Origin of the sequence: Methylophilus aquaticus, from assembly GCF_030769565.1 — a bacterium.
In the GTDB taxonomy this organism is placed as follows: Bacteria; Pseudomonadota; Gammaproteobacteria; order Burkholderiales; family Methylophilaceae; genus Methylophilus; species Methylophilus aquaticus.
Map to the genome: position 1 here is coordinate 20,324 of NZ_JAVCAP010000011.1, position 23,743 is coordinate 44,066.

Consider the following 23,743-nt stretch of genomic DNA (forward strand, 5'->3'; position numbering starts at 1 on the left):
TGGAGCCTTCACCGCATGAGTACCGATAAGACCAATCCCCGACTGGCTGTGCTGATCGACGCCGACAACACATTTAACGTCATTCCCATCATTGATGCCCTGTTTGAAGAAATCTCCAAGTTTGGTGATGCCAGTATCCGACGGATCTATGGGGATTGGACGCAACACCAGTTGAGCCGCTGGAAAGAGGTACTGCCCAAACACGCCATACAACCCATGCAGCAATATGCCAACACCAAAGGCAAAAATGCCACTGACAGTGCCCTGATCATTGATGCCATGGACTTGTTGTACACTGCACCCCTAGACGGCGTATGCATTGTATCCAGCGACAGTGACTTCACGCGCCTGGCCATACGCTTCCGTGAATCGGGCAAATGGGTGTATGGCTTTGGCGAAGCCAAAACCCCTGAGTCGCTGCGTGCCGCCTGTAACCAGTTTGTCTTCATCGAGATTCTGTCACAGGACAAAAAAGCCGAAGCAGAGGAAACGGCAATAGTGCCGCATCACGATAAAATCGTGGCAGACAAGTCTGAAACGTCAGCAAAAAGTACGGCAACGCCTGAACTGGTGACACTGAGTCCTGTGGTTAAAAAAACCTCCCAACAACTGGCGATGGATGCAAAGCTGGTGTCACTGATTCGCTCGGCGATTGAAGCGCTGTCTGACGACGATAGTTTTGCCAACCTGAGTGAAGTCAAAAAACATATCATTAAAAACTATTCAGCATTTGATTCCAGAAACTATGGTTATGCCAAGTTTAGTGAACTGATACAAACCATAGGGTTGTTTGAGCTTGATACAAAAAAACAACGGGTGAAAGATAAACGAAAAAAATGACAGAAATTCTGGTGCTGTATTACTCCCAGGGGGGGGCGGTCAAAGAAATGGCGCAACTCATCGCACGTGGAGTGGAGAGTGTGGCTGGCGCGCAGGCGCGTCTGCGCACCGTGCCCAAAGTCTCGGCCAACTGTGAAGCGACAGAACCGGACCTGCCGACCACAGGCGCGCCTTATGCTAGCTTGCAGGATCTGCAACAATGTGCCGGACTGGCAATGGGCAGCCCTACCCGCTTTGGAAATATGGCGGCGCCCATGAAGTATTTCCTCGACGGCACCTCTGGCCTCTGGCTGAAGGGGGCGTTGATTGGTAAACCGGCGGCTGTATTTACCTCCAGCGGCTCCATGCACGGTGGCAACGAAACCACCTTGCTGACCATGATGATTCCACTCATGCATCATGGCATGCTGCTGCTTGGTCTGCCTTATTCAGAGCCGCAGTTGGGCGTGACCAAAACAGGCGGTACGCCTTACGGTGCCAGCCATGTCGGCGGTGCCATGGATGACCAGCCAATTTCGGATGACGAGAAAAAGCTGTGTCTGGCATTGGGGAAACGTTTGGCCGAAACTGCGCTCAAATTGCAGTAGCCTCATTAGAATTTTTTCGTTTTCAAGGAAACATGTATGTCTGCCGCTCTTGCCCGCGAAGCCCGCCAGTTTTTATTTGGCACCCGCCATGCCATTTTGTCCACGCACTCGGTGAAATACCCAGAGTATCCATTTGGGTCTGTCGCGCCCTTTGTCTGCAACCAGCAGGCTGAACCGGTGATTCTGATCAGTGACATTGCCGAGCACACCAAAAACATCCAGCAACATGCCAAAGTGTCTTTACTGGTGTTTTCCGGTGCCGAAGATTTACAGGCCAATGCCCGCCTGACCCTGATGGGTGAGGCGATTCCCTGTGACAAACAGGATGCTGACCTGCGGGCCCGTTATTTACGCTACTTACCGCAAGCGGCCAGTTATTTTGATATGCATGACTTTAACTTTTACCGCATTCGCATTGACCATGTGCGTTATATCGCAGGCTTTGGCCGCATGGGCTGGTTTGAAGGCAACGCACTCAATGCGGATATTGCCAGCACCGAGCTGGTGGAGCACGAACAAGGGATTCTCACGCATATGAATGCGGATCACCAGGATAGTCTTCTGCAGTATTGCCAGCATGTACACAACGTGACCGCCGACAATGCAGAAATGATAGGCATGGATGCTGAAGGCTTTGATGTGCGCTATCACCAGGGTGAAGAAATACAGGGCCAGTTAAGATTTGTGTTTGAACAACCGGTTCTCAACGCGCAAGCAGCCCGCAAAGCGTTGGTGGCTTTGTCTCAGGCATGCAAATCATGATGCAGCGTAGCTTGTTGCAATTGAGTCGTCTGGGCGCGAGTGGCAGCTTACTGGCACTGATTTTATTATGCCTGGGCTGGGAAATATTTTTATCACCATTACGTGCGGGCGGCAGCCTGCTGTTTTTGAAAGCATTGCCATTATTATCGCCACTGTTTGGCATCTTGCGCGGCAAACGCTATACCTACCAGTGGGCCGGCATGCTGATCTTGCTGTACTTTACCGAAGGCGTTGTCCGCACATGGTCTGAAACGGGCCTGGGGCAGGTGCTGGCGGCCACCGAGGTAGCATTGAGTGTGCTGTTTTTTGCTTGCACGATTACTTATGCCAAATATACAGCGCAACGCTATCAATCGGCCAATGTGGCATGACAATTCCTTTTAAAAATCACCGCATAAATTCTTTAGTACGCAGACGCTAACAAGCCAGACAAACCTTATATAATAACGTGCATGAAAATTTTGTTATCGAATGACGACGGCTATCTGGCACCGGGCCTGAATATATTGGCAAAACACCTGCGCAAGATTGCCGATATCACGGTGGTGGCGCCGGAGCGTAACCGTAGCGGCGCCAGTAACTCACTGACGCTGGATCGGCCCCTGAGCGTTAAACAGGCGTCGAATGGTTTTTTCTACGTCAATGGCACGCCCACCGACTGTGTGCATATTGCACTGACTGGCTTGATGCAGGAAATGCCCGACATGGTCATCAGTGGCATCAATGATGGTGCCAACATGGGCGATGACACGATTTATTCCGGCACCGTGGCTGCCGCGACTGAAGGCTACTTGCTTGGTATCCCTTCGTTTGCGGTTTCTATGTCGCAGCATCAACCCACCCACTTTGAAACCGCCGCCAAAGTGATCGTGGAACTGGTCAAGAAATTCAATCACAGTGAAATTCTCGAACCGACTTTGTTAAACATTAATGTGCCAGACATTCCCCTCCAAGCAATCAAAGGCCAGCAAATCACCCGCTTGGGCAAACGCCACAAAGCTGAACCGGTGATTCAGTTAAAAACACCTCGCGGAGAAACCGTCTATTGGGTGGGTGCTGCCGGACAACCGAATGATGGTGGCGAAGGTACAGACTTTTACGCGGTGGCCCAAGGCTATGTTTCGATCTCGCCCATTCAGGTAGACCTGACCAAACACGCTCAAATCGGAACCCTGCAACACTGGTTGCAAGCCAATCAATAAGTGTTATGGCGATTCCAACCCGAACTACCCACAAAACCGGCATCGGCATGACCTCGTCGCGCACGCGCGACCGCATGCTGTCACGCCTGCGCGAACAAGGCATTCAGGATGAAGTGGTGATTGCCGCCATGGCCGATATTCCGCGCCATATTTTTGTCGATGAAGCGCTGTCTATCCGCGCTTACGAAGATGTGTCATTACCGATAGGCTACGGCCAAACCATTTCGCAACCGTATATTGTGGCCAAAATGACCCAGATTTTGCGCAATGGCGTGACGCCGGGCAAGGTGCTGGAAATCGGCACCGGTTGCGGCTATCAAACATCGGTATTGTCTCGCGTGTGCAAAGAGGTCTACTCTCTGGAGCGCATCCGGCCACTGGTTATGAAAGCACGTAACCATTTGCGTACGTTAAAATGTACCAATGTAAAACTGGACCATGCTGATGGCAGTCTGGGATTAAAAGGGTATGGTCCGTTTGACGGCATTATCGTCACCGCCGCTGCCAGCCATGTACCGCAAGAACTGGTAGAACAACTGGCCGTCGGCGGGCGCATGGTGATTCCTGTCGGTACCACTGAGCAGGTATTGCACCTGATTCAGCGTACTACACAAGGCGTTCAGCAAACTGCGCTGGAACCTGTAAAATTTGTCCCCTTGCTCGGAGGCACTGCTTTATCATGAAATTACGTGCTGTTACGCTCACGCTGGCTGCAAGCTGCGCACTGGCCGCGTGTGTCATGAACTCTCCCATGCCACCCGCACCGGTAAGCAGCAGCCCGTCAACAGATCACAAACCATCACCGCCTGTGCCAGTAACATTAGGCAACAACCAATATCTGGTGCAAAAAGGTGACACGCTCTACAACATAGGCAAAAAACTCGGCATTTCTTACCTGAAGTTGGCCGAAATTAACCAGTTAACGGTGCCCTATCCGATTCATGTGGGCCAGGTACTCAATCTGAGTGGCAAATCAGGCAACACGAGTGCCACGCGACCAAGCAGTGAGTCGACTAACGCTTCTGCAGAAGATGCGGAAGTCGTCACAGCGCCGATCAGCCAGCCCGAGATCGCGATATCGGGAGATGCCACCAGCCCTGCCGTAGAGACAGCGGTTGCCAAACCGGCCACTGACGCAGCAAAAACCACTACACCGCTGGACATAGAGAATATCGCCGATACTGCGATTCAATGGCAATGGCCGCTCAATGGCAAAATCAGCACGAGCTTTGATCCGCAAACCAACAAGGGATTGAACATCACCGGTGCACCAGGCCAGCCAGTAGCGGCAGCAGGTGCCGGAAAAGTGATTTACAGCGGCATGGATGTGCGCGGCTATGGCAAGCTGATTATCGTCAAACACAACAGTAACCTGCTGTCTGTGTATGCACACCAGGGCAGCTCACTGGTTAAAGAAGGTAGCTATGTCTCGCAAGGTGACAAACTGGCCAACCTGCCGTCATCAGGGGCAGCGCAGGCGACGACCCTGCATTTTGAAATTCGCCAGAAAGGCAAACCGGTTGACCCGGCAAGCTACCTGCCGGGCAGCAACACTTAATCCGCTTTTATGAGTATCCACTTTTGTGTGTACTGTTTGCGCACAATTAAAATCCATTGATTAAGATGCAAGATACAGTATGCTGTTAACACAGTGACTTAAGTAAATGCAGGCTGATGGAAAGGTGTTTGTATGAACCCTGATCGCTACGCCAAACAACGTAACATACGCCCCGACAGCAAGTGGAAAATATTGCAGTCACTGCTATCACTGGCACTGATCCTGTGCGGTCTGACCGGGATTGCCATCCATGTATTTAACCGGCATTTCAAGCTACTGGATGCTGTGAACTGGATCAAAAGCTCGGCCATCAATGCAGTACTTATTCTGCTGGGCGCCATTCTACTTTACCTTTTTCACCGTTACGTGACCACCATCAGCGACGCCCGGCACCAGTCAGCCAGCAACCTGCCGGTATATTTCATGATGCTGATGGGACTGTTTTTCATTGTCAGACTGATCACGACTGGCCACTGGTAATTCGGCGGGCACATTGCCATGCATGCAAGCATGGCAATGTCATGTTGAAACATCACGCCTCGGCAACTGCCGCCGGGCTGACGCAGACCACGCCGCAACGGTTAATCCCGCTGAACACAGCCTTGATGGACGCGGTCACGATATTGCTGTCCAGCCCCACACCGTAGCATACGCTGCCCTGACAAACCACTTCGACAAAGGCACATGCCAAGGCTTCGCCTCCCGAGTGGCTGGCGCCAGTAGAGCGCTCCTCAAAACTGCGCACCTGCACCTCAATACCCAGCCCCTGCAGCGCATGTACTGCTGCATCAATCGGGCCATTACCCTCTCCCTTTAGCAGGGTAGACATGCCGTCGACATCCACATGCATCCGGATCGACTGTCCTGTCCCGCCTTCCTGAAGGTGATATTCGCGATAGCGGACTGGCGTTGTCGCTTCCATATAGGTTTGCTGGAACAGTTGCCAGATATCTGCTGCTGACATTTCGCTGCCATGGCTATCCGTATATTGCTGTACAACACCAGAAAACTCCACTTGCAGGCGACGCGGCATCACAATCCCGTACTGGCTCTCCAGCAGGTAGGCAACGCCGCCTTTACCAGACTGGCTATTGACGCGAATAATCGAATCATAACTACGGCCCAGATCTCGCGGATCTATCGGCAGATACGGCACATTCCATGTACCCTCACTGGCCTGTGCTGCAAACCCTTTCTTGATCGCATCCTGATGCGAACCGGAAAACGCCGTGAATACCAGGTCACCCGCATACGGATGACGCGGATGGATATCGATCTGCGTACACGCTTCCACCGTGCGGCCAATCGCGTTGATATCGGAAAAATCCAGCCCTGGGTGAATGCCCTGTGTGTACATATTAAGTGCCACAGTCACCAGATCCACGTTACCGGTACGCTCACCATGACCAAACAGGCAGCCCTCAACGCGATCCGCGCCAGCCATCATGGCCAGCTCGGTCGCCGCCACCGCCGTGCCGCGGTCATTGTGTGGGTGCAGGCTCAAAATCACGCTATCTCGTCGTGCAAGGTGCCTGTGCATCCACTCAATCTGGTCAGCATAAACATTGGGCGTCGCCACTTCTACGGTTGCCGGGCAATTAATGATGACCTTGCGCGCAGGCGTTGCACCCCACACTTCCGTGACCCTGTCACATATTTCCTTGGCAAAAGTGAGTTCGGTCGCGGTAAAGGTTTCCGGACTGTATTGCAGCACCACCTCGGTTTCAGGCATGTCAGCCGCCAGCTGCTTCACCAGTGTTACCGCCTCGACCACCATCGCTTTCACTTGTTCTTTACTCATGCCAAACACGACTTCACGAAACGTCGGGGAAGTCGCATTATAGATATGCACAATCACCCGGCGCGCCCCGCGCACCGCCTCCATGGTGCGACGTATCAGATGTTCGCGCGCCTGCGTCAACACTTCGATGGTGACATCCTCCGGAATATGCTGCGCTTCAATCAGCGTGCGTACAAAGTTAAAATCGGTTTGCGACGCCGAAGGAAACGCCACCTCAATCTCTTTAAACCCAATCTGGCACAGCATCTTGAACATGCGCATCTTCTTGTCAGCATCCATCGGTTCAAACAGCGACTGGTTACCATCACGCAAATCGGTACTCATCCAGATCGGTGGCTGGCTGATCACTGCGTTCGGCCATTGGCGATCAGTCAGTTGCACGGGCGGAAATGCCTGATATTTTTGTGCGGGTTGGGCTTGCATGTCGTTTTCCTTAACCTTGTGATGACAAGAGACATGATAAAGATTTCACAAAAAATAAGATTGCTAATTATTCAATTAGTTGAATAAATAAAAAATTTAATTTCAATTTAATATATTTTTTTGTAATAATATTTCAATATTAAATTAACCATTAAAATACTCATGAAAATACTCATGAAAATAGACCGCTATGACAAAGTCATTCTGGACATTTTGCAATCCGACGGCCACATCAGCAATCAGGACCTGGCGGAGCGTATCGGCCTCTCCCCTGCACCGTGTTTACGAAGAGTAAAAGCGCTGGAACAAGCCGGCCTGATTACTGGCTACCAGGCACTGGTCGATGCCAAAAAACTGGGCTTAAGCCTGATGGCATTAATCGGCATATCCATGGACCAGCACACACCAGAACGGTTTGCCAACTTTGAAAGCAGTATCATCACTATCCCTGAAGTGCTGGAATGCCTGCTGATTACCGGCCAACAATCGGATTACCTGCTTAAAGTCGTGGTGAAAGACATGGATGACTATCAGCATTTACTGCTGCATAAAATCACCAAGATTGTCGGGGTGACGGGCGTGCATACCAGCTTTGTATTGAGGAATGTGGTGGCACGGGCGAAAGTACGCGTGGACTGAGATATGCACATAAAAGTCATTCGTTTAATTTTTTATAGGGAGCTAAGCCTGTTGGTGTCATTCTGGCGCAGGCCGGAATTCAGGCGTGGGGTAATATAATAAATGCAGGTATTGGTCATTTGGGGTTGCTTTTCGCCCTTAGGCGAGTAACTTTTCTTTGCTTGCCCAAAGATAAAGTAACCAAAAGAAAGTGCACCCCAGCTTCCGCTTGTTTCCTGCGTTGCTCGCCAAAATAAGCGCTCGCGAAACTCATCCTAGCGGGCTGCACACACCGCAGCCCACCGCGGGATTCAAACAACCGCTCGCTTCACCTTATTTTGCCTGCGCTACTCGGCGCGGCAGATGGGGACCCCACCACCTCACCCCGGCCCTCTCCTGCCAGGAGAGGGAGAGAATTAGACGTTGTAGGTTTGATTAAAACAACTCACCACAACAGTATAAATTGATAAGCTGCTTGTAAAATGCAAATCTCGCACGCATCCATTCCGGGGGGCCCATCTGCCGCGCCGAGCAACGCAGGGTTGACGGGAGTCTTCGGCCATCGGCTGTTTGAGTTCCGCAGTGGCTTGCGTCTTGTGCAAGCCGCCAGGGCGACAACTAACGTAGTGTTGCGGCGCAGGCTAACATTGCGCAGCAATGTTAAACGAAGTGGCCGTAGCCAATTTCGATGGACACCCGGCAAACCGAGTAGCGCAAGGGTGAAGCGGAAGTTGGGGTGCACTTTCTTTTGGTGACTTGTTCTTTGTGCAAGCAAAGAAAAGTTACTCGCTGAGAGGCGAAACAGAACGCCCCAAACAACCAATCAATCTCTCACTAAGAATGGTCTTCAGTTTTGTCCAATCAAAAAACTGACCAGCTTAAAGCTGAAACAACACTTCACTTAAAACCACTCACATAAAGCCAACCAAAAAAGCAAAAAGCCATGCATGGCATGGCTTTTTTCAAACAAACATCAGCAATTAATGCTTGGCGTCTTCCGCCTTGTAAAACTCACGCACCGGCGTCATATCAAACTCGCGTGCCCATTTGATAATCTCATCCAGTGCCGGTGCACCGATCTCACCCACCTGCGCATGAATACCAGCACGTTCACGAATCACCAGCAAGCCAGGAATCTGCTTCACTTCGAAGTAGTCTGAAATTTCAGGATCTGTTTCGGTATTGACCATACCAAACACGATATCCGGATTGTTTGCGGCAGCCGCCTCAAAAGTCGGCGTAAAAGCCACACATGGATCACACCACTGTGCCCAGAAATCCACGATTACAAATGCATTTTTTTCAATGATTTCTTTAAAATTTGCTTTGGTGAGCGTCACAACTGCCATGATAATTCCTGTCCCAATCAATAATAATTTTGTGGCGATATTGTAGCAGAGGTCACTCTGCGGCTAAAAAGCTTTCTGTGCGAGGGCCTGAACAACCTTATGCGATGGGATTGTCCCATGTGCCATTAAAGAACAGCTCACCCAATGTTTTACGGCTGCGTGGCGCGACTTCACGCTCTTTCAGCTCGTCAGTCAGTGTGTCTACAGGCGCCTGATAGCCCACAGCGACCATCGGTAATATCTGGTAGCGCTCGGGGACTTTAAAAGCCACGCGTGCCTTATCAGCATCAAAGCCACCCATTTGATGGGCCATCAGACCCAGTGCGGTCGCTTGCAGACACAGATTTTCTGTCGCAGCGCCTGTATCGTATGGTCCCCATTTGTTCGCCTTTTGATTATGGCTGAACAGGGTATCTGTACAAATCAGCAAGAGTACTGGCGCATTGACTGCCCAGCTTTGATTGGCCGCCACCAGACAATCAAACGCGGCCTGCCAGGCCTGCATATTCTCGGCTTTGTTACACACCACATACCGCCATGGCTGGTCACCAAAGCAGGAGGGCGCCCAGCGCGCAGCTTCTAGCAAACTGATGACTTGTGTAGAGCTGACCGACTTGCTGGCATCGTAAGCACGACCACTCCAACGATTGGCAAGCAGTTCATGGATGGGTTGTTCTGTAGTCGCAGGCTTTTGCATAATGATGTCCTCAAAATTGTTTTTTTAATGCATACAAGAGTTCTAGCGCTTGCTTGGGCGTCAGGTCATCTGGTTGTATCCGTTCCAGTGCTGTCACAATAGGATGCTCGGCCGGGGGCTCGGGTTCCACCTGTGCAGAAAATAGATCAGTTTGGGGGGTGGTGGTCACAGACTGACTCTCAAGTTGCTGCAGCTTGCGTTTGGCCAGTTGCAATACCGATTTTGGAATTCCGGCCAGTTGTGCCACCTGGATGCCGTAACTCATGGTCGCGGCACCCTCTTCCACCTTGTGCAGGAACACAATGCCATTGCCATGCTCAACCGCGTCCAGATGGACATTGGCGGCCTGCTTGGCCTCATCGACAATACGGGTCAACTCAAAATAATGGGTGGCAAACAGGGTCAGCGCCTTGTTTTTTTCCAGCAACTGTTTGGCCACCGCCCACGCCAGGCTGAGGCCGTCAAACGTACTGGTACCGCGTCCAATTTCATCGAGCAGGACCAGACTGTTCGCCGTGGCATTATTCAAAATGTTGGCGGTTTCCGTCATTTCCACCATAAACGTGGAACGGCCACCTGCCAGATCATCCGAGGCCCCAATGCGGGTGAAGATGCGGTCAACTTCACCAATCACGGCAGAGTGCGCGGGTACAAAACTGCCGCAATAGGCCAGCAGCACAATGAGTGCAGTCTGCCGCATAAAAGTGGACTTACCGCCCATATTGGGACCGGTAATCAACAATAACTGGCGATAGGGGTTGAGCGTCACATCATTGGCAACATAGGGCTGGGCGATGCTTTCAACCACCGGATGGCGACCGTTAAGTATCTCCAGTCCAATATCAACCTTGAATTGCGGCTGCACATAATTGAGGGCACGTGCACGTTCGGCAAAGCAAGCCAGCACATCCAGACTGGCGACTGCGCTGGCAATCCGCTGCAAAGCGGCAATATGAGGCAACAAGGCGTCCAGCACCTGCTCATACAGCATTTTTTCTCGCGCCAGCGCACGCTCGTTTGCACTCAGCACTTTATCTTCAAAGGCTTTCAGTTCGGGCGTGATAAAGCGCTCGACGTTTTTCAGGGTCTGGCGGCGGCGATATTCCGCCGGCGCGCTTTCGGCCTGGGCGCGACTGATTTCAATATAAAACCCGTGCACACTGTTAAATTCAACCTTGAGGTTAGCCAGGCCAGTACGGGTTTTTTCGGCGGCTTCATATTGCAGTAAAAAGTCACCATGGTTGGTTTGCAGGGCACGTAACTCATCCAGCTCGGCGTCAAAACCAGGAGCAATCACTCCACCCTCGCGCAAAATGGCTGAAGGTTCAGGCTGGATGGCATGCATCAACACCGCCAGCGCTTCGGATGGCGTCTGTAGCTCGGCCAGCAGGGTTTGTAACAGGAAGGCTTGCGGCGCAGCGACGGCGCCCAGCAATGTGGGCAATTGCAGCAAACTATCACGCAGGCCAGACAAGTCACGCGGCCGTGCTGACTTCAACGCCACACGCGCTGTCATGCGCTCAATATCGCCGATCGGGTGCAAGGCTTGCTGCAAGGTACTGTCAGTGAAGGTTTCCACCAGCTCTGCCACGGCCACGTGACGCTGGGCAATCGCCGCTTGCTGGCGCAGCGGATGGTGCAGCCAGTGCCGCAACAAGCGAGCGCCCATCGCGGTTTGGGTGGTGTTGAGCAGGGAATACAATGTTGGCTGCGACTCGCCGCGGATGGTCAAATCGATTTCCAGATTGCGCCGCGTGGCAGCATCCAGCTGTAAATAATGGCTGGTTTGCTCGACGCGCAATCCGATAATATGTGGCAAAGCACTGCGCTGGGTATGCTTGACATAGTCAAGCAAGGCGCCAGCCGCTGCCACAGCAGCCGGCATGTCGGCACAGCCAAAGCCTGCAAGATCGTGGGTGCTGAACTGCTGGGTCAGACTGCGCTGTGCACTGTCGAGGTCAAACTGCCAGGGAGCCAGACGCTTTTTAGCACAGCGTGCCTGCAACAAGCTCTCGGCCACATGGTCGTCAGCGAACACCAGCTCGGCCGGATGAATACGCTCGAGCTCCTGCAACAAATGTCCGGGAGCGATTTCACTTAATACGAACGTGCCGGAGGCCAGATTAAGCCGCGCCAGACCGAGAACGCCCTCGCCTTTTGCCACACATAGCAAGGTGTTATCACGGGTTTCATCCAGCAAGGCCGCATCAGTCAGTGTGCCTGGCGTGAGGATACGGGTGACTTCACGCGCCACCGGCCCCTTGGCAGTAGCCGGGTCACCCACCTGCTCGCAAATCGCCACGGCCTCGCCCATTTTGGCCAGCTTGGCCAGATACTGCTCTGCCGCATGGTAAGGCACCCCGGCCATTTTTATCGGCTCGCCATTGCTGGCACCGCGACGGGTCAGCGTGATGCCGAGCAAACGTGACGCTTTTTCGGCATCCTCAAAAAACAGTTCATAAAAATCGCCCATGCGGTAAAACAGCAACATATCGGGATGCTGTGCTTTGAGGCCGAGGTATTGGCGCATCATGGGGGTGTGGTTTTCGAAAGACATGAGAGCGTTCTAAATGAGTGTTATTTAAGCCTGTGCAGCAGCGCCACGCGCTTGTGCATCATACAACAAATGCAGTTCTCCTGAGCATTCTTGCTCAAATTGAAAAAAAGCATAAAGTATGCAGCTTATGCGTTATATCAATATGTTACCCCTGATATACGCACATACTGGGATCACTTTTATTGCACGTATGTGCTGGGTTTTAGTCCCTATAGCGTAAACGATGCATGCGATGAGGAGCAAGGGATGAAATTACAATTTCTCGGGGCAACCGGCACAGTCACCGGCTCAAAATATTACCTTTCAACCTCTCAAAAAAACATTCTGATTGATTGCGGGTTATTTCAGGGCGTCAAACAATTACGGCAGAAAAACTGGGAAGCCTTGCCTGTCGACCCAAAGCAGTTGGATATGGTGATTCTGACACATGCTCATATCGACCATACCGGCTACCTGCCTTTACTGGTAAAGAACGGTTTCTCGGGAAAAGTGTTTTGCAGTGCCGCTACCATGGATTTATGCAAAATACTCCTGCCTGACTCGGCGCACCTGCAGGAAGAGGAAGCGGCGTATGCCAACAAGCGCGGATTTTCCAAACACAAACCGGCATTGCCGCTCTATACGCAAGAGGATGCAGAAACTGCCCTGAAACTGCTTTATCCAGTCGCATTCAATCAGGAAGTCATGCTGGATGAAGATTTATCGCTGACGCTTTATCCTAATGGCCATATTCTGGGCTCAGCGTTTGTGCAATTGCGGCATCAGCACAAAACCATTGTATTCTCCGGCGATATTGGCCGCCCCAACGATCTGCTGATGTATCCACCCGCGCAGATCAAACGGGCCGATTACCTGATTCTGGAATCCACCTATGGTAACCGCACCCACACCCCGGAGGACCCAAAACAGAAACTGAAACGGATCATCAATGAGACGGTCCGCCGCCATGGCGCGATGATTGTGCCTGTATTTGCTGTTGGCCGCGCACAGGAACTGCTGTATTACATCCATCTACTTAAAGCATCAGGTGAAATACCCGCTGACATTCCGGTGTACTTGAACAGCCCCATGGCGGTTGAAGCCACACATCTCTATCAGCGCCACCATCAATTGCATCGCTTAAACCATGCTGAAACCGAGGTACTGCTCCATACGGCGCACATGGTCAGCTCGATTGAAGAATCCAAAAGACTCAATAATTTAAACGGCCCGATGATCATCCTGTCGGCCAGCGGCATGGCTTCTGGCGGACGCGTCGTCCACCATTTGAAGGCGCTTGCCCCCAACCCAAATAATACTGTTTTATTTGTTGGCTTTCAGGCAGCTGGCACCCGAGGTTATGCGATGCTCGATGGCGCCAGTACGATCAAAATTCATGGAGAATATGTGCCAGTGCGGGCACACGTGGAATACATTTCAAATTTATCCGCACATGCAGATCAAAGATAAGCTGCACTGGAATGTCACGGTCCCTGAGTATTTACAGACCGTGGCCCTGGACTAGCGCTTACTGTGCGTTTGCAGACTTTAAGCGCTCGGTGAGATGCGGCGCGATAACTTGCAGCATCTGTCCGAACACTTTTGGGTTGCCGGCGACAATATTGCCACTGCGCAGCCAGGTTTCGTTACCTTCAAAGTCACCGACGATGCCGCCTGCCTCTTGCACCAGCAAGGCACCGGCAGCGATATCCCAAGGAGACAGGTTGATTTCGAAAAAACCGTCGCTGAAACCAGCCGCCACATAAGCCAGGTCGAGCGCCGCTGAGCCAGGACGGCGCAAACCGGACGTTTTTTTCGCCATATCGCGGAAGATATCGATATAGGTTTCAAAATAGCTGAAGTCTTTAAACGGGAAGCCGGTTGAAATCAGCGCCTCCTGCAGTTTGCTGCGCTGGGTCACGCGGATGCGTCTGTCATTCAAAAAGGCACCGCTACCTTTGGTAGCCGTAAACAGATCGTTGCGCACCGGGTCGTAAATCACCGCCTGGGTCAATACGCCTTTTTCCTGCAAGGCAATCGAAATACAGTACGCAGGAAAACCATGCAGGAAGTTGGTGGTGCCATCCAGTGGGTCGATGATCCAGATGCTATCTGCTTCTGCATTGGTTTTGCCGCTTTCTTCCCCAAAAAAACCATGATTGGGGTAGGCATCTTTCAGCACATTGATAATGGCTTGCTCGGCACCACGGTCGACTTCACTGACAAAGTCGTTAGTGTCTTTGTGTTCGATTTTGAGCGCACCGATATCAAGTGAAGCACGATTGATGATTTTGCCAGCTTCACGCGCGGCTTTGATGGCAACATTTAAGATTGGATGCATGCTGTGATTGAGGTTTCAACTGATAAAATAGCATTTTAACGTTTTATCAGGCGTTCACAAAATGAATTACGCGTTTTGTGAATTGCGTCAACCACCACCATGACCTCACTTTTTGACAATATCCGCGTTGTACTCTGCCATACCAGCCACCCGGGCAATATCGGCTCGACCGCACGCGCCATGAAAACCATGGGATTACACCGCTTGTATCTGGTCAATCCCAAATTTTTTCCTGATGCGCAAGCGACCTCGCTGGCCGTGAATGCCAGTGATGTACTTGAGCACGCGATGGTCACTGACTCACTGGAGCAGGCCTTGGCCGACTGCCAGTTCGTGATAGGAGTGAGTGGCAAGGAACGCTCGCTCTCGCAACAGGTGATGACGGTGCGCGAAGCCGCCCAGGAAGTCAAAACCATGGCCAGCCACAGCCAGGTAGCCCTGGTATTTGGCACAGAAATGAGCGGGCTCAGCAATGCCGAAGCTGACCGCTGCCATGTGCTGGCGACGATTCCGGCCAATCCTGAATACACCTCACTGAACCTGGCACAGGCAGTACAAATCATGGCTTACGAAGTGCGCATGGCACTGACCACCGGCGAATTGCATTACAGCGAGAAACCTGTGGAACTGGCGACGCAAGAGGATCTGGAGCGCCTTTATGAACACATGCGCGAAGTGCTTGAACATATTGGCTATATCAATCCGCGCGCACCCAAAAAGCTGTTTGAACGGCTGCGCCGGTTATATGGCCGTACCCGCCTGGAGAAAGAAGAGGTCAATCTGCTCCGCGGGATTTTGACGCTGACGGTGAGCCCTAAAAAGCACAGCAAGTACTGAAAGCAATTCTTACCATTAGTGATGGTGCATTTACAGTGCAGCGTGGAGCCCCCCCCCCCCTGCATCAACAGATCAACTGCTTTCTACCCCCGACTCCTGCCCCGCTGCGGCCCCACCAACTTATGGCATAATATAAATATGTTCAAGCACCTTAAAGAAGACATTTCGATTGTATTTGACCGTGATCCGGCAGCGCGTACACACTTTGAAATTCTCACCACTTACCCTGGTGTCCACGCACTGATTATCCACCGCTTCAGCCACTGGCTCTGGTCGCTTCGTTTGTATTGGCTGGGGCGTTTGCTGTCTCACTTTGGCCGCTGGATTACCGGCATCGAAATTCATCCCGGCGCGACCATCGGTCGGCGCGTATTTATTGACCATGGCATGGGGGTGGTGATTGGCGAAACCGCTATCATTGGCGATGATTGCACGTTATATCACGGCGTCACCCTGGGTGGCACCAGCTGGAATAAAGGCAAGCGGCATCCCACACTGGAAAGCGGCGTCGTGATTGGCGCCGGTGCAAAAGTACTGGGGCCCATTACGATTGGAAAGAATGCAAAAATAGGGTCGAATGCCGTCGTGGTCAAAGATGTGCCAGAGGGTGCGACGGCTGTTGGTATTCCGGCGCGCATTCTGGAAGAGGAAAAAGCCAAAAAACGCCAGGCATCGGCTGAAAATATGGGATTCAGTGCCTACGCAGTTGGCAATGACGAAAATGATCCCATGATTAAAGCCATTAACAGCCTGCTTGACCACGCACACAAACAGGATCTCGAAATCACTGAGCTCAAATCCAGACTATCAAAACTGAGTGATGCCGAAACCGAATCCGGCGTAGGTGAGGCATTCGCCAAAAAAAGCGAATAAGTGGTTTAAACCGGCCACAGCAAGCAGTCTTCGCGCGCTCAATGGAGGCACCCTTAACACATTGAACTTTTAGCTAATAATAATTGACTAAAACAGTAGGTTATTATAGAATTCAATGCTGTTTAATAAGGTTTTGACCCCATGCGCTTAACTACCAAAGGACGTTTTGCAGTCACGGCAATGCTGGATATTGCGCTTTTTGAAGCAGACAAGCCAGTGACACTCGCAGGTATCAGCGAGCGCCAGAGTATCTCTCTGTCTTATCTGGAACAATTGTTCAGCCGCCTGCGTAAACAAGGCCTGGTGTCGAGCGTGCGTGGGCCCGGCGGCGGATATCGCATTGCTAAATCGCATCACGAAATTTCGGTTTCCGACATTATCACAGCTGTTGATGAACAAATTGATGCGACACAATGCGGTGGCCATGAAAACTGCCACGAAGAAGGTCGCTGCATGACGCATGACCTGTGGGCAGCGCTGAATGGCAAAATTCTGGAGTATTTGTCCGGCATCAGCTTGGCTGACATGGTAGAACTGCAACATAAAAAAGGCAGCAACACGGTGGTGTTTGCTTCGCGTAAAACAGAGCCTGAAACTACTATCGCAGCCTGATGAATACGGTTTATTTTGACCACAACAGCACCACAGCACTGAACCCTGCAGTGCTGGATGCCATGCTGCCTTGGCTGCAAGGTCAACATGGCAACGCGACCAGCCGCCACGTGTTTGGACGACTGGGACGTGAAGCGGTTGAAACAGCCAGAAAACAGGTTGCAACATCTGTCGGCGTACAGGCTTCGCAAATTGTATTTACTTCCGGCGGTACGGAAGCCAACAATTTTGCGCTGAAAGGCATCACAGCCAACCTTGCCGCCTCACAGGTATTAGTCAGCGCAATTGAACACCCGTGTGTTTCGCGTGCTGCTGCTGCACTGGCCTGGCATGACTGGCAAATCAGCACCCTGGAAGTCAATGCGCAAGGGGTACTGGACATGGCAGATGCAACTGCACAATTACAGGCCCAAAAAACCGGCCTGATTTCGGTCATGCTGGCGAACAATGAAACCGGCGCGATTCAGCCCATTGCAGAACTCGCCGCACTGGCAAAAGCCCACAAGGCGCTGGTGCATACAGATGCAGTGCAGGCACTGGGAAAAATTTCGCTGGATTTTACGGCCCTGGGTGTTCATGCCATGACCATTTCCAGCCATAAAATTGGCGGCCCGATTGGTATAGGTGCCCTGGTGCTCGACAAACGCGTGGATATTGCCCCGCTGCTGCACGGTGGCGGTCAAGAGCGCGGGCTACGCAGCGGTACAGAGAATGTGGCAGGCATTGTCGGGTTTGCCAAAGCCTGTCAACTGGCGGTTGAAACCGTGGCAACGCGCAGCGAGTATTTGTCCGGACTTCGCGACCAGCTGGAAACAGGACTGCGCGCGCTGGGTGTATCTGTATTTGCTCAGCAGGCGCAACGATTGCCGAACACCAGTTTTTTTGCTGTGGCGAATATTGATGGCGAAACCTTGGTCATCGCCCTCGACAAAGCGGGCTATGCCGTGGCTAGTGGATCGGCCTGTTCCAGTGACAGCACAGAGCCCAGCCATGTATTACTGGCGATGGGGGTGGAAGCGGATCTGGCGCGTGGCGCTGTCCGCGTCAGCCTCGGTGAACATAACACCGCAGCACAGATTGCAGGATTTTTAGCGGCACTGAAGCAGGAAGTGCAGCGATTAAAAGGATTACATGCCGTTGCGGCATAACTGTATTTTTTGAAAGAGCATGACATATGTCCGATAGAAAACCGATTTATCTAGATTACTCTGCAACCACACCGGTAGACCCGCGCGTGGCCCAGAAAATGATTCCGTTTCTGACCGAGGATTTTGGCAACCCGGCCTCTCGTAGCCATCCGTTCGGCTGGACTGCGGAGCAAGCGGTAGAAACAGCGCGAGAAGAAGTGGCCAAACTGGTCAATGCCGATCCCCGTGAAATTGTCTGGACTTCCGGGGCGACAGAATCCAACAACCTCGCCATTAAAGGCGCCGCCCATTTTTATGCAGGGGGCAAAGGCAAACACATCATCACAGTGTCCACCGAGCATAAAGCAGTACTGGATACCGTGCGCGAACTAGAGCGTGAGGGCTATGAAGCGACCTATTTGCAACCTGAGCCTGACGGCCTGGTTGACATTGAAAAATTCAAGGCGGCTATTCGTCCGGATACCGTGCTGGCGTCTGTCATGCTGGTTAACAATGAAATTGGTGTGGTTCAGGACATCACTGCGCTGGGCAATGTATGCCGTGCCAATAACATCATTTTTCATGTGGATGCCGCACAAGCCACTGGCAAAGTGGTGATTGACCTGGAAAAACTGCCGGTAGACCTGATGAGTTTTTCTGCGCATAAGACCTACGGCCCCAAAGGCATTGGTGCCTTATATGTGCGCCGCAAACCACGTATCCGCATTGAAGCACAAATGCATGGTGGTGGTCACGAGCGCGGCATGCGTTCAGGCACACTGGCCACCCACCAAATTGTGGGTATGGGTGAAGCATTCAGGATCGCACGTGAGGAAATGGCGGCAGAAAACGAGCGTATCCGCATGTTGCGCGACCGCCTGCTCAATGGCCTGTTACACATTGAAGAAACTTATGTCAATGGCGACCTCGACCACCGGGTACCGCATAACCTGAACATCAGCTTTAACTTTGTTGAAGGCGAATCGCTGATCATGGCAATCAAAGACATTGCCGTCTCTTCCGGCTCGGCCTGTACCTCTGCCAGCCTGGAGCCCAGCTACGTGTTGCGTGCACTTGGCCGGTCTGATGAGCTGGCCCATAGTTCCATTCGCTTCAGCATTGGTCGCTTTACCACTGAGGCCGATGTTGACTACACGATTGACCTGTTGAAAAACAAAATTGGCAAATTGCGTGAATTATCCCCACTATGGGAAATGTTTCAAGACGGCATCGACCTGTCCAAGGTTGAATGGGCCGAACACTAAGGAGTTCTATCATGGCATATTCTGATAAAGTATTAGACCACTACGAAAATCCGCGTAATGTGGGTTCACTGGACAAAAATGATCCTAATGTAGGCACCGGCATGGTCGGTGCACCTGCATGTGGTGACGTGATGAAGCTGCAAATCAGGGTCAATGATGCAGGCATGATTGAAGATGCCAAATTCAAGACTTATGGTTGCGGTTCAGCCATTGCATCCAGCTCACTGGTCACCGAATGGCTGAAAGGCAAAACACTGGATCAGGCACAGGAAATCAAAAACTCGGCGATTGCCGAGGAGTTGGCCTTGCCTCCTGTGAAGATTCATTGCTCAGTACTGGCCGAAGATGCAATCAAATCAGCGATTGCCGATTTAAAATCCAAACAGGCAAAATAAGATGGCAATTACCCTGACCGAAACCGCAGCGCAGCGTGTAGAAAAGTTTTTAGCTAACCGTGGCAAGGGCGTAGGCCTGCGACTGGGCGTCAAAACCACGGGCTGTTCGGGCATGGCGTATACACTCGAGTTCGTGGACGATCTGCAAGCGGATGACGTCACTTTTGAGAGCTTTGGCGTGAAAGTCATTGTAGATCCGAAAAGCCTGGTTTATATCGACGGCACAGAACTCGACTTCACCAAAGAAGGCCTGAATGAAGGCTTCAAGTTCAACAACCCGAATGTCAAGGATGAGTGTGGTTGTGGTGAGTCGTTTACTGTTTAATCTGTGGCACGGTGAAACTGGCGGGTGGGTGAAGCAGTTCTCTGCATGCGTCATCACCCGTTCGTCTTCACATTGAGCACGTACGAGTCTTATTGACCATGCAAAACCATTTCGAGCTGTTCCAGTTACCACAAACATTCACACTCGACCTGTCGCAACTGGAGTCGCACTATCGCTCACTGCAGGCAGAGGTGCATCCGGATAAGTTTGTGAATGCTTCCCCTGCCGAGCGCATGCGTTCCATGCAAATGGCCACACTGGCAAACGAGGCCTATCAAACCTTGAAACACCCGACGGCACGTGCACGCTACCTGCTGCAATTACAAGGGGTGGAGACTGAAGAGGAAAACAATACGGCGATGCCTGCTGATTTTCTGATGGCGCAGATGGAATGGCGCGAAGCCATGGAAGATGCCAGACATGCAAAAGATGTGAACGCACTGGATCAATTACTGGCAGACATGCGTGCCCAGGCCAGAGACTTGCAGCAAACACTGGCAACAGCGCTGGCAAACGAACCCGCACGCGCCGCACTGACGGTAAGGAAACTAAGATTCATAGACAAGGTGAGTGAGGATGTTAACCAGCTCATTGCAACCCTTGAAGATTGATTGGGTCAAGATTGACCTGGAAGACTGATTTTTAATGGCTTTATTACAGATTTCAGAACCCGGGATGTCTCCCGCGCCGCACCAGCACAAGCTGGCGGTGGGAATAGACTTGGGCACTACTAACTCCCTGGTCGCGACGGTACGCAGCGGCATGAGTACCGTCTTGCATGACGAACATGGTCACGCTCTGCTGCCTTCTGTCGTACGCTATCTTGAAAATGCGGTCATAGTCGGTCACGAAGCGCAGGCCGCACAAAGCATGGATCCGGTAAACACCATTATTTCGGTGAAGCGCTTTATGGGTCGGGCCTTGCATGATATTACTGACCGCGCGCATATCCCCTACCACTTTGTGGAAAACGATGCTTCGCATGGTGTGCTCGAACTGAAGACACGTGCCGGCCTGAAAAGCCCGATAGAAATCTCTGCCGAAATTTTAAAGACTCTGAAAGCCCGCGCTGAAAAAGCACTGGGCGGCGAACTGACCGGTGCGGTAATCACGGTGCCCGCCTATTTTGATGACGCCCAACGTCAGGCGACCAAGGATGCGGCCAGATTGGCCGGACTGCATGTGCTACGCCTGCTCAATGAACCCACGGCTGCGGCGGTAGCTTACGGCCTGGATAATGCCTCAGAAGGCATTTATGTGATTTATGACCTCGGCGGCGGGACTTTTGACATTTCCATCCTGCGCCTGAGCAAAGGCGTGTTTGAAGTGCTGGCGACGAATGGCGACTCAGCACTCGGTGGTGACGATTTTGATCATCGCATTTATTGCTGGGTGCTAGACCAGGTCCGCAGCAAAACACCAAATTTCAGCCCGCTTACAGAAGAAGATACGCGTTTATTGCTGACCAAGGCCCGTCAGGCCAAAGAATGGCTGACTGACAATCATGAAGCTAATCTCCTGTGCAAACTGAGCAATGGCACGCTGGTGGATGAAACCCTGACGGTGCAACAATTTGTCAGCCTCACCGAAACACTGGTCAGCAAAACACTGGGGCCGATGCGCAAAGCCATGCGTGATGCGGGCTTAAGTATTACTGATATTAACGGCGTGGTGCTGGTAGGCGGCGCAACGCGTATGCCGCATATTCGTCATGCCGTGCAGGCGCACTTCAAACAGGAACCGCTGACTAACCTCGATCCCGACAAAGTGGTGGCACTGGGTGCGGCGATACAGGCGAATATACTGGCAGGCAACCGTCAGGACGATGCTCTGCTGCTGCTGGATGTCACGCCTCTGTCGCTGGGTCTGGAAACCATGGGCGGACTGGTAGAAAAAGTCATTCCACGCAACAGCACCCTGCCGATCGCACGTGCACAGGACTTTACCACGTACAAAGATGGTCAGACTGCAATGGCAATTCATGTAGTCCAGGGCGAGCGCGAGCTGGTTTCTGACTGCCGTTCGCTGGCGCGTTTTGAACTGCGCGGCATTCCGCCGATGGCGGCAGGTGCAGCGCGCATTCGGGTGACTTTTCAGGTGGATGCCGACGGCCTGCTCTCAGTCAGCGCACGTGAACAAACCAGCGGTGCCGAATCTAATATTATTGTAAAACCTTCGTACGGCTTGAACGAAGAAGAGATCACTGCCACGCTAAAAGCCTCGTATGGTGCCGCAGAAACCGACAAGCAGGCGCGCATGTTGCGCGAAGCCGTAGTAGATGCACAGCGTTTGATCGAAGCCATTCAGGCAGCACTGGCTCAGGATGGTGAAACCTTGCTGAGCAAGGAAGAGCGCGATACGATTGCGCAGCATGTGACGATGCTAAACACACTTTGCCAGGGCAGCGACAGCCAGGCGGTGAAACAAGCCACAGAAGCACTTAACCAGGCAACAGAACACTTTGCTGCCCGCCGTATGGACGCCTCGGTGCAAAAGGCGCTGGCGGGTAAAAACCTGAATTCATTGGAAATGTAATATGCCACAGATTATTGTTCTCCCACACGTTGAGCTTTGCCCGGAAGGGACAGTGATACAGGCCGAAACAGGCAGCTCTGTCTGCGATGCTTTGCTGAAGCATGATATCGATATTGACCATGCTTGCGACCGCGTCTGCGCCTGCACCACCTGTCATGTGATCGTCAGAGAGGGCTTTCGCAGTCTAAACGAGATGAACGAGGACGAAGAAGACATGCTGGATAAGGCCTGGGGGCTGGAACCGCTTTCGCGCCTGTCATGCCAGGCCATTGTGCAAGACACTGATCTGGTGGTCGAAATCCCCAAATACAGCATCAATATGGCCAAGGAAGGCCATCGCTAGGAAGCCTTCACGCACACAAAAAAAGCCGGCACATACGCCGGCTTTTTGATAAGCATTGCGATCACCCGACAAAGGTTTCTTGAAGAAAGTTGACTTTTCCGTTGGCAATATCATATACCGCACCCACAATACCAATTTCCTGACTGTTGAGCATATCATCGACAATATCGCTGCAACGGATAATGGTGTCAATTTGATACTTCACGTTCAACGCACAGATCTTCTCGACAAAGTCACTATTTTTTGAGGTGCGCTGTGCCGGGTCAGTAATCGATTTTTCATGACGAATGGAAGGCTTGATCAGGTTAATGATTTCACCAATATGCCCATCCTTAAAGTCATCGCAGGCTGCTTTAACCGCACCACACGAGGTATGCCCCATCACCACAATCAGCTTGCTGCCCAGATATTTGCTGGCAAACTCCAGGCTGCCTATCGCTTTATCGGAAGCAATATTACCCGCCAGACGTACACTGAAAATATCGCCCAAGGCCTGATCAAACAAAAGCTCCACCGGCGCACGCGAATCACTGCAACTCAGGAATGAGGCAAACGGATGTTGCTTGTCTTTGGTGATTTGAATCAGTGATTTGAAATCTTTATCTTCTTCACGGTCTGAGGTAAAACGTTGATTGCCCTCTTTTAAAATTTGCAGTGCCTCAAGAGGAGACATTTTGTCACGGTCAAGTAAAGGATGTTTGTACATATTGTATGCCT

At 51.9% G+C, this 23,743-nt stretch carries 26 protein-coding genes; 20 read left to right on the forward strand and 6 right to left on the reverse strand.

All coding sequences use genetic code 11. The features are described from left to right. Positions 1-15 precede the first annotated feature (15 nt). The 8 genes from Q9291_RS05000 to Q9291_RS05035 all read left to right on the forward strand — a co-directional run bounded on the left by Q9291_RS05000 (position 16) and on the right by Q9291_RS05035 (position 5,429). Positions 16-840: an NYN domain-containing protein gene (locus Q9291_RS05000; RefSeq protein WP_306388929.1), complete on the forward strand. Its 825-nt coding sequence runs from the start codon at positions 16-18 to the stop codon at positions 838-840. Next, positions 837-1,427 carry an NAD(P)H:quinone oxidoreductase gene (gene wrbA, locus Q9291_RS05005; protein WP_306388930.1) on the forward strand — a complete coding sequence of 197 codons (591 nt, stop codon included), beginning with the start codon at positions 837-839 and terminating at the stop codon, positions 1,425-1,427. The genes Q9291_RS05000 and wrbA overlap by 4 nt, the downstream gene beginning before the upstream one ends. 36 nt (positions 1,428-1,463) lie before the next feature. Then, the gene (locus Q9291_RS05010; protein ID WP_306388931.1) at positions 1,464-2,189 is read left to right on the forward strand and encodes a HugZ family pyridoxamine 5'-phosphate oxidase; all 726 of its coding nucleotides are present in this window, start codon (positions 1,464-1,466) and stop codon (positions 2,187-2,189) included. Beyond that, positions 2,186-2,560, forward strand: a complete 375-nt coding sequence (locus Q9291_RS05015; RefSeq protein WP_370530739.1) for a DUF2069 domain-containing protein — start codon at positions 2,186-2,188, stop codon at positions 2,558-2,560. The genes Q9291_RS05010 and Q9291_RS05015 overlap by 4 nt, the downstream gene beginning before the upstream one ends. A gap of 81 nt (positions 2,561-2,641) precedes the next feature. Continuing rightward, positions 2,642-3,391, forward strand: a complete 750-nt coding sequence (gene surE / locus Q9291_RS05020) for a 5'/3'-nucleotidase SurE (RefSeq protein ID WP_306388932.1) — start codon at positions 2,642-2,644, stop codon at positions 3,389-3,391. 47 nt (positions 3,392-3,438) lie between these two features. Continuing rightward, positions 3,439-4,074 carry a protein-L-isoaspartate(D-aspartate) O-methyltransferase gene (locus Q9291_RS05025; protein ID WP_370530742.1) on the forward strand — a complete coding sequence of 212 codons (636 nt, stop codon included), beginning with the start codon at positions 3,439-3,441 and terminating at the stop codon, positions 4,072-4,074. Then, entirely contained in the window at positions 4,071-4,949 is an 879-nt protein-coding gene (locus Q9291_RS05030; protein ID WP_306388934.1) for a peptidoglycan DD-metalloendopeptidase family protein, read from the forward strand. The genes Q9291_RS05025 and Q9291_RS05030 overlap by 4 nt, the downstream gene beginning before the upstream one ends. A gap of 132 nt (positions 4,950-5,081) precedes the next feature. Then, positions 5,082-5,429 carry a hypothetical protein gene (locus Q9291_RS05035; RefSeq protein ID WP_306388935.1) on the forward strand — a complete coding sequence of 116 codons (348 nt, stop codon included), beginning with the start codon at positions 5,082-5,084 and terminating at the stop codon, positions 5,427-5,429. A gap of 52 nt (positions 5,430-5,481) precedes the next feature. Here the strand turns inward: Q9291_RS05035 and leuA are convergent, their stop codons facing one another. Then, the gene (gene leuA, locus Q9291_RS05040) at positions 5,482-7,173 is read right to left on the reverse strand and encodes a 2-isopropylmalate synthase (RefSeq protein WP_306388936.1); all 1,692 of its coding nucleotides are present in this window, start codon (positions 7,171-7,173) and stop codon (positions 5,482-5,484) included. 162 nt (positions 7,174-7,335) lie between these two features. Here leuA and Q9291_RS05045 point away from each other — a divergent pair, with 162 nt between their 5' ends. Continuing rightward, positions 7,336-7,812 (forward strand): Lrp/AsnC family transcriptional regulator, encoded by a 477-nt coding sequence (locus Q9291_RS05045; protein WP_306388937.1) that lies wholly within the window; start codon positions 7,336-7,338, stop codon positions 7,810-7,812. Between the two features lie 959 nt (positions 7,813-8,771). Here the strand turns inward: Q9291_RS05045 and Q9291_RS05050 are convergent. The 3 genes from Q9291_RS05050 to mutS form a co-directional block, all read right to left on the reverse strand. Then, positions 8,772-9,140, reverse strand: a complete 369-nt coding sequence (locus Q9291_RS05050; RefSeq protein WP_306388938.1) for a thioredoxin family protein — start codon at positions 9,138-9,140, stop codon at positions 8,772-8,774. Positions 9,141-9,237: 97 nt separating this feature from the next. Further along, entirely contained in the window at positions 9,238-9,837 is a 600-nt protein-coding gene (locus tag Q9291_RS05055; RefSeq protein ID WP_306388939.1) for a nitroreductase family protein, read from the reverse strand. Positions 9,838-9,847: 10 nt separating this feature from the next. Then, complete coding sequence (gene mutS, locus Q9291_RS05060; RefSeq protein ID WP_306388940.1) at positions 9,848-12,394, reverse strand: DNA mismatch repair protein MutS; 2,547 nt, start codon at positions 12,392-12,394, stop codon at positions 9,848-9,850. Between the two features lie 246 nt (positions 12,395-12,640). Between mutS and Q9291_RS05065 the strand changes: the two genes are divergently transcribed. Beyond that, on the forward strand, positions 12,641-13,843 hold the full coding sequence (locus Q9291_RS05065; protein WP_370530740.1) for an MBL fold metallo-hydrolase: 1,203 nt from the start codon (positions 12,641-12,643) through the stop codon (positions 13,841-13,843). 58 nt (positions 13,844-13,901) lie between these two features. Here the strand turns inward: Q9291_RS05065 and Q9291_RS05070 are convergent, their stop codons facing one another. Continuing rightward, positions 13,902-14,714, reverse strand: coding sequence for an inositol monophosphatase family protein (locus Q9291_RS05070; protein WP_306388941.1), 813 nt, complete (start codon positions 14,712-14,714; stop codon positions 13,902-13,904). 99 nt (positions 14,715-14,813) lie between these two features. On the opposite strand from Q9291_RS05070, the gene Q9291_RS05075 reads away from it, so the two are divergent. The 10 genes from Q9291_RS05075 (at position 14,814) to fdx (ending at position 23,026) form a co-directional block, all read left to right on the forward strand. Further along, positions 14,814-15,551, forward strand: a complete 738-nt coding sequence (locus Q9291_RS05075; RefSeq protein ID WP_306388942.1) for an RNA methyltransferase — start codon at positions 14,814-14,816, stop codon at positions 15,549-15,551. 138 nt (positions 15,552-15,689) lie between these two features. Further along, positions 15,690-16,424, forward strand: coding sequence for a serine O-acetyltransferase (gene cysE / locus Q9291_RS05080; RefSeq protein ID WP_306388943.1), 735 nt, complete (start codon positions 15,690-15,692; stop codon positions 16,422-16,424). A 141-nt stretch (positions 16,425-16,565) separates the two neighbouring features. Continuing rightward, positions 16,566-17,036 (forward strand): Rrf2 family transcriptional regulator, encoded by a 471-nt coding sequence (locus Q9291_RS05085; protein WP_306388944.1) that lies wholly within the window; start codon positions 16,566-16,568, stop codon positions 17,034-17,036. Continuing rightward, positions 17,036-18,184 (forward strand): cysteine desulfurase family protein, encoded by a 1,149-nt coding sequence (locus tag Q9291_RS05090; protein ID WP_306388945.1) that lies wholly within the window; start codon positions 17,036-17,038, stop codon positions 18,182-18,184. Before Q9291_RS05085 ends, Q9291_RS05090 begins: the two co-directional genes overlap by 1 nt. Positions 18,185-18,210: 26 nt before the next feature. After that, positions 18,211-19,428: an IscS subfamily cysteine desulfurase gene (locus Q9291_RS05095; RefSeq protein ID WP_306388946.1), complete on the forward strand. Its 1,218-nt coding sequence runs from the start codon at positions 18,211-18,213 to the stop codon at positions 19,426-19,428. A gap of 11 nt (positions 19,429-19,439) precedes the next feature. Beyond that, on the forward strand, positions 19,440-19,823 hold the full coding sequence (iscU, locus tag Q9291_RS05100; RefSeq protein ID WP_306388947.1) for a Fe-S cluster assembly scaffold IscU: 384 nt from the start codon (positions 19,440-19,442) through the stop codon (positions 19,821-19,823). Position 19,824: 1 nt separating this feature from the next. After that, complete coding sequence (gene iscA / locus Q9291_RS05105) at positions 19,825-20,148, forward strand: iron-sulfur cluster assembly protein IscA (RefSeq protein ID WP_306388948.1); 324 nt, start codon at positions 19,825-19,827, stop codon at positions 20,146-20,148. Between the two features lie 98 nt (positions 20,149-20,246). Beyond that, on the forward strand, positions 20,247-20,759 hold the full coding sequence (gene hscB / locus Q9291_RS05110) for a Fe-S protein assembly co-chaperone HscB (RefSeq protein WP_306388949.1): 513 nt from the start codon (positions 20,247-20,249) through the stop codon (positions 20,757-20,759). A 34-nt stretch (positions 20,760-20,793) separates the two neighbouring features. After that, on the forward strand, positions 20,794-22,683 hold the full coding sequence (gene hscA / locus Q9291_RS05115) for a Fe-S protein assembly chaperone HscA (protein ID WP_306388950.1): 1,890 nt from the start codon (positions 20,794-20,796) through the stop codon (positions 22,681-22,683). Position 22,684: 1 nt separating this feature from the next. Then, on the forward strand, positions 22,685-23,026 hold the full coding sequence (gene fdx / locus Q9291_RS05120; RefSeq protein WP_306388951.1) for an ISC system 2Fe-2S type ferredoxin: 342 nt from the start codon (positions 22,685-22,687) through the stop codon (positions 23,024-23,026). A gap of 61 nt (positions 23,027-23,087) precedes the next feature. On the opposite strand, the gene Q9291_RS05125 is transcribed toward fdx, so the two are convergent. Continuing rightward, positions 23,088-23,732 (reverse strand): carbonic anhydrase, encoded by a 645-nt coding sequence (locus Q9291_RS05125; RefSeq protein WP_306388952.1) that lies wholly within the window; start codon positions 23,730-23,732, stop codon positions 23,088-23,090. Positions 23,733-23,743: the final 11 nt, after the last annotated feature.

Coding starts and splice junctions, on each gene's coding strand:
- wrbA (WP_306388930.1), top strand. CDS start 837: ATGACAGAAATTCTGGTGCTGTATTACTCCCAGGGGGGGGCGGTCAAA.
- Q9291_RS05075 (WP_306388942.1), top strand. CDS start 14,814: ATGACCTCACTTTTTGACAATATCCGCGTTGTACTCTGCCATACCAGC.
- hscB (WP_306388949.1), top strand. CDS start 20,247: ATGCAAAACCATTTCGAGCTGTTCCAGTTACCACAAACATTCACACTC.
- Q9291_RS05010 (WP_306388931.1), top strand. CDS start 1,464: ATGTCTGCCGCTCTTGCCCGCGAAGCCCGCCAGTTTTTATTTGGCACC.
- Q9291_RS05015 (WP_370530739.1), top strand. CDS start 2,186: ATGATGCAGCGTAGCTTGTTGCAATTGAGTCGTCTGGGCGCGAGTGGC.
- leuA (WP_306388936.1), bottom strand. CDS start 7,173: ATGCAAGCCCAACCCGCACAAAAATATCAGGCATTTCCGCCCGTGCAA.
- surE (WP_306388932.1), top strand. CDS start 2,642: ATGAAAATTTTGTTATCGAATGACGACGGCTATCTGGCACCGGGCCTG.
- Q9291_RS05030 (WP_306388934.1), top strand. CDS start 4,071: ATGAAATTACGTGCTGTTACGCTCACGCTGGCTGCAAGCTGCGCACTG.
- Q9291_RS05085 (WP_306388944.1), top strand. CDS start 16,566: ATGCGCTTAACTACCAAAGGACGTTTTGCAGTCACGGCAATGCTGGAT.
- Q9291_RS05125 (WP_306388952.1), bottom strand. CDS start 23,732: ATGTACAAACATCCTTTACTTGACCGTGACAAAATGTCTCCTCTTGAG.
- Q9291_RS05090 (WP_306388945.1), top strand. CDS start 17,036: ATGAATACGGTTTATTTTGACCACAACAGCACCACAGCACTGAACCCT.
- cysE (WP_306388943.1), top strand. CDS start 15,690: ATGTTCAAGCACCTTAAAGAAGACATTTCGATTGTATTTGACCGTGAT.
- Q9291_RS05000 (WP_306388929.1), top strand. CDS start 16: ATGAGTACCGATAAGACCAATCCCCGACTGGCTGTGCTGATCGACGCC.
- Q9291_RS05025 (WP_370530742.1), top strand. CDS start 3,439: ATGACCTCGTCGCGCACGCGCGACCGCATGCTGTCACGCCTGCGCGAA.
- iscA (WP_306388948.1), top strand. CDS start 19,825: ATGGCAATTACCCTGACCGAAACCGCAGCGCAGCGTGTAGAAAAGTTT.
- hscA (WP_306388950.1), top strand. CDS start 20,794: ATGGCTTTATTACAGATTTCAGAACCCGGGATGTCTCCCGCGCCGCAC.
- fdx (WP_306388951.1), top strand. CDS start 22,685: ATGCCACAGATTATTGTTCTCCCACACGTTGAGCTTTGCCCGGAAGGG.
- mutS (WP_306388940.1), bottom strand. CDS start 12,394: ATGTCTTTCGAAAACCACACCCCCATGATGCGCCAATACCTCGGCCTC.
- Q9291_RS05050 (WP_306388938.1), bottom strand. CDS start 9,140: ATGGCAGTTGTGACGCTCACCAAAGCAAATTTTAAAGAAATCATTGAA.
- Q9291_RS05055 (WP_306388939.1), bottom strand. CDS start 9,837: ATGCAAAAGCCTGCGACTACAGAACAACCCATCCATGAACTGCTTGCC.
- Q9291_RS05065 (WP_370530740.1), top strand. CDS start 12,641: ATGAAATTACAATTTCTCGGGGCAACCGGCACAGTCACCGGCTCAAAA.
- Q9291_RS05070 (WP_306388941.1), bottom strand. CDS start 14,714: ATGCATCCAATCTTAAATGTTGCCATCAAAGCCGCGCGTGAAGCTGGC.
- Q9291_RS05035 (WP_306388935.1), top strand. CDS start 5,082: ATGAACCCTGATCGCTACGCCAAACAACGTAACATACGCCCCGACAGC.
- Q9291_RS05095 (WP_306388946.1), top strand. CDS start 18,211: ATGTCCGATAGAAAACCGATTTATCTAGATTACTCTGCAACCACACCG.
- iscU (WP_306388947.1), top strand. CDS start 19,440: ATGGCATATTCTGATAAAGTATTAGACCACTACGAAAATCCGCGTAAT.
- Q9291_RS05045 (WP_306388937.1), top strand. CDS start 7,336: ATGAAAATACTCATGAAAATAGACCGCTATGACAAAGTCATTCTGGAC.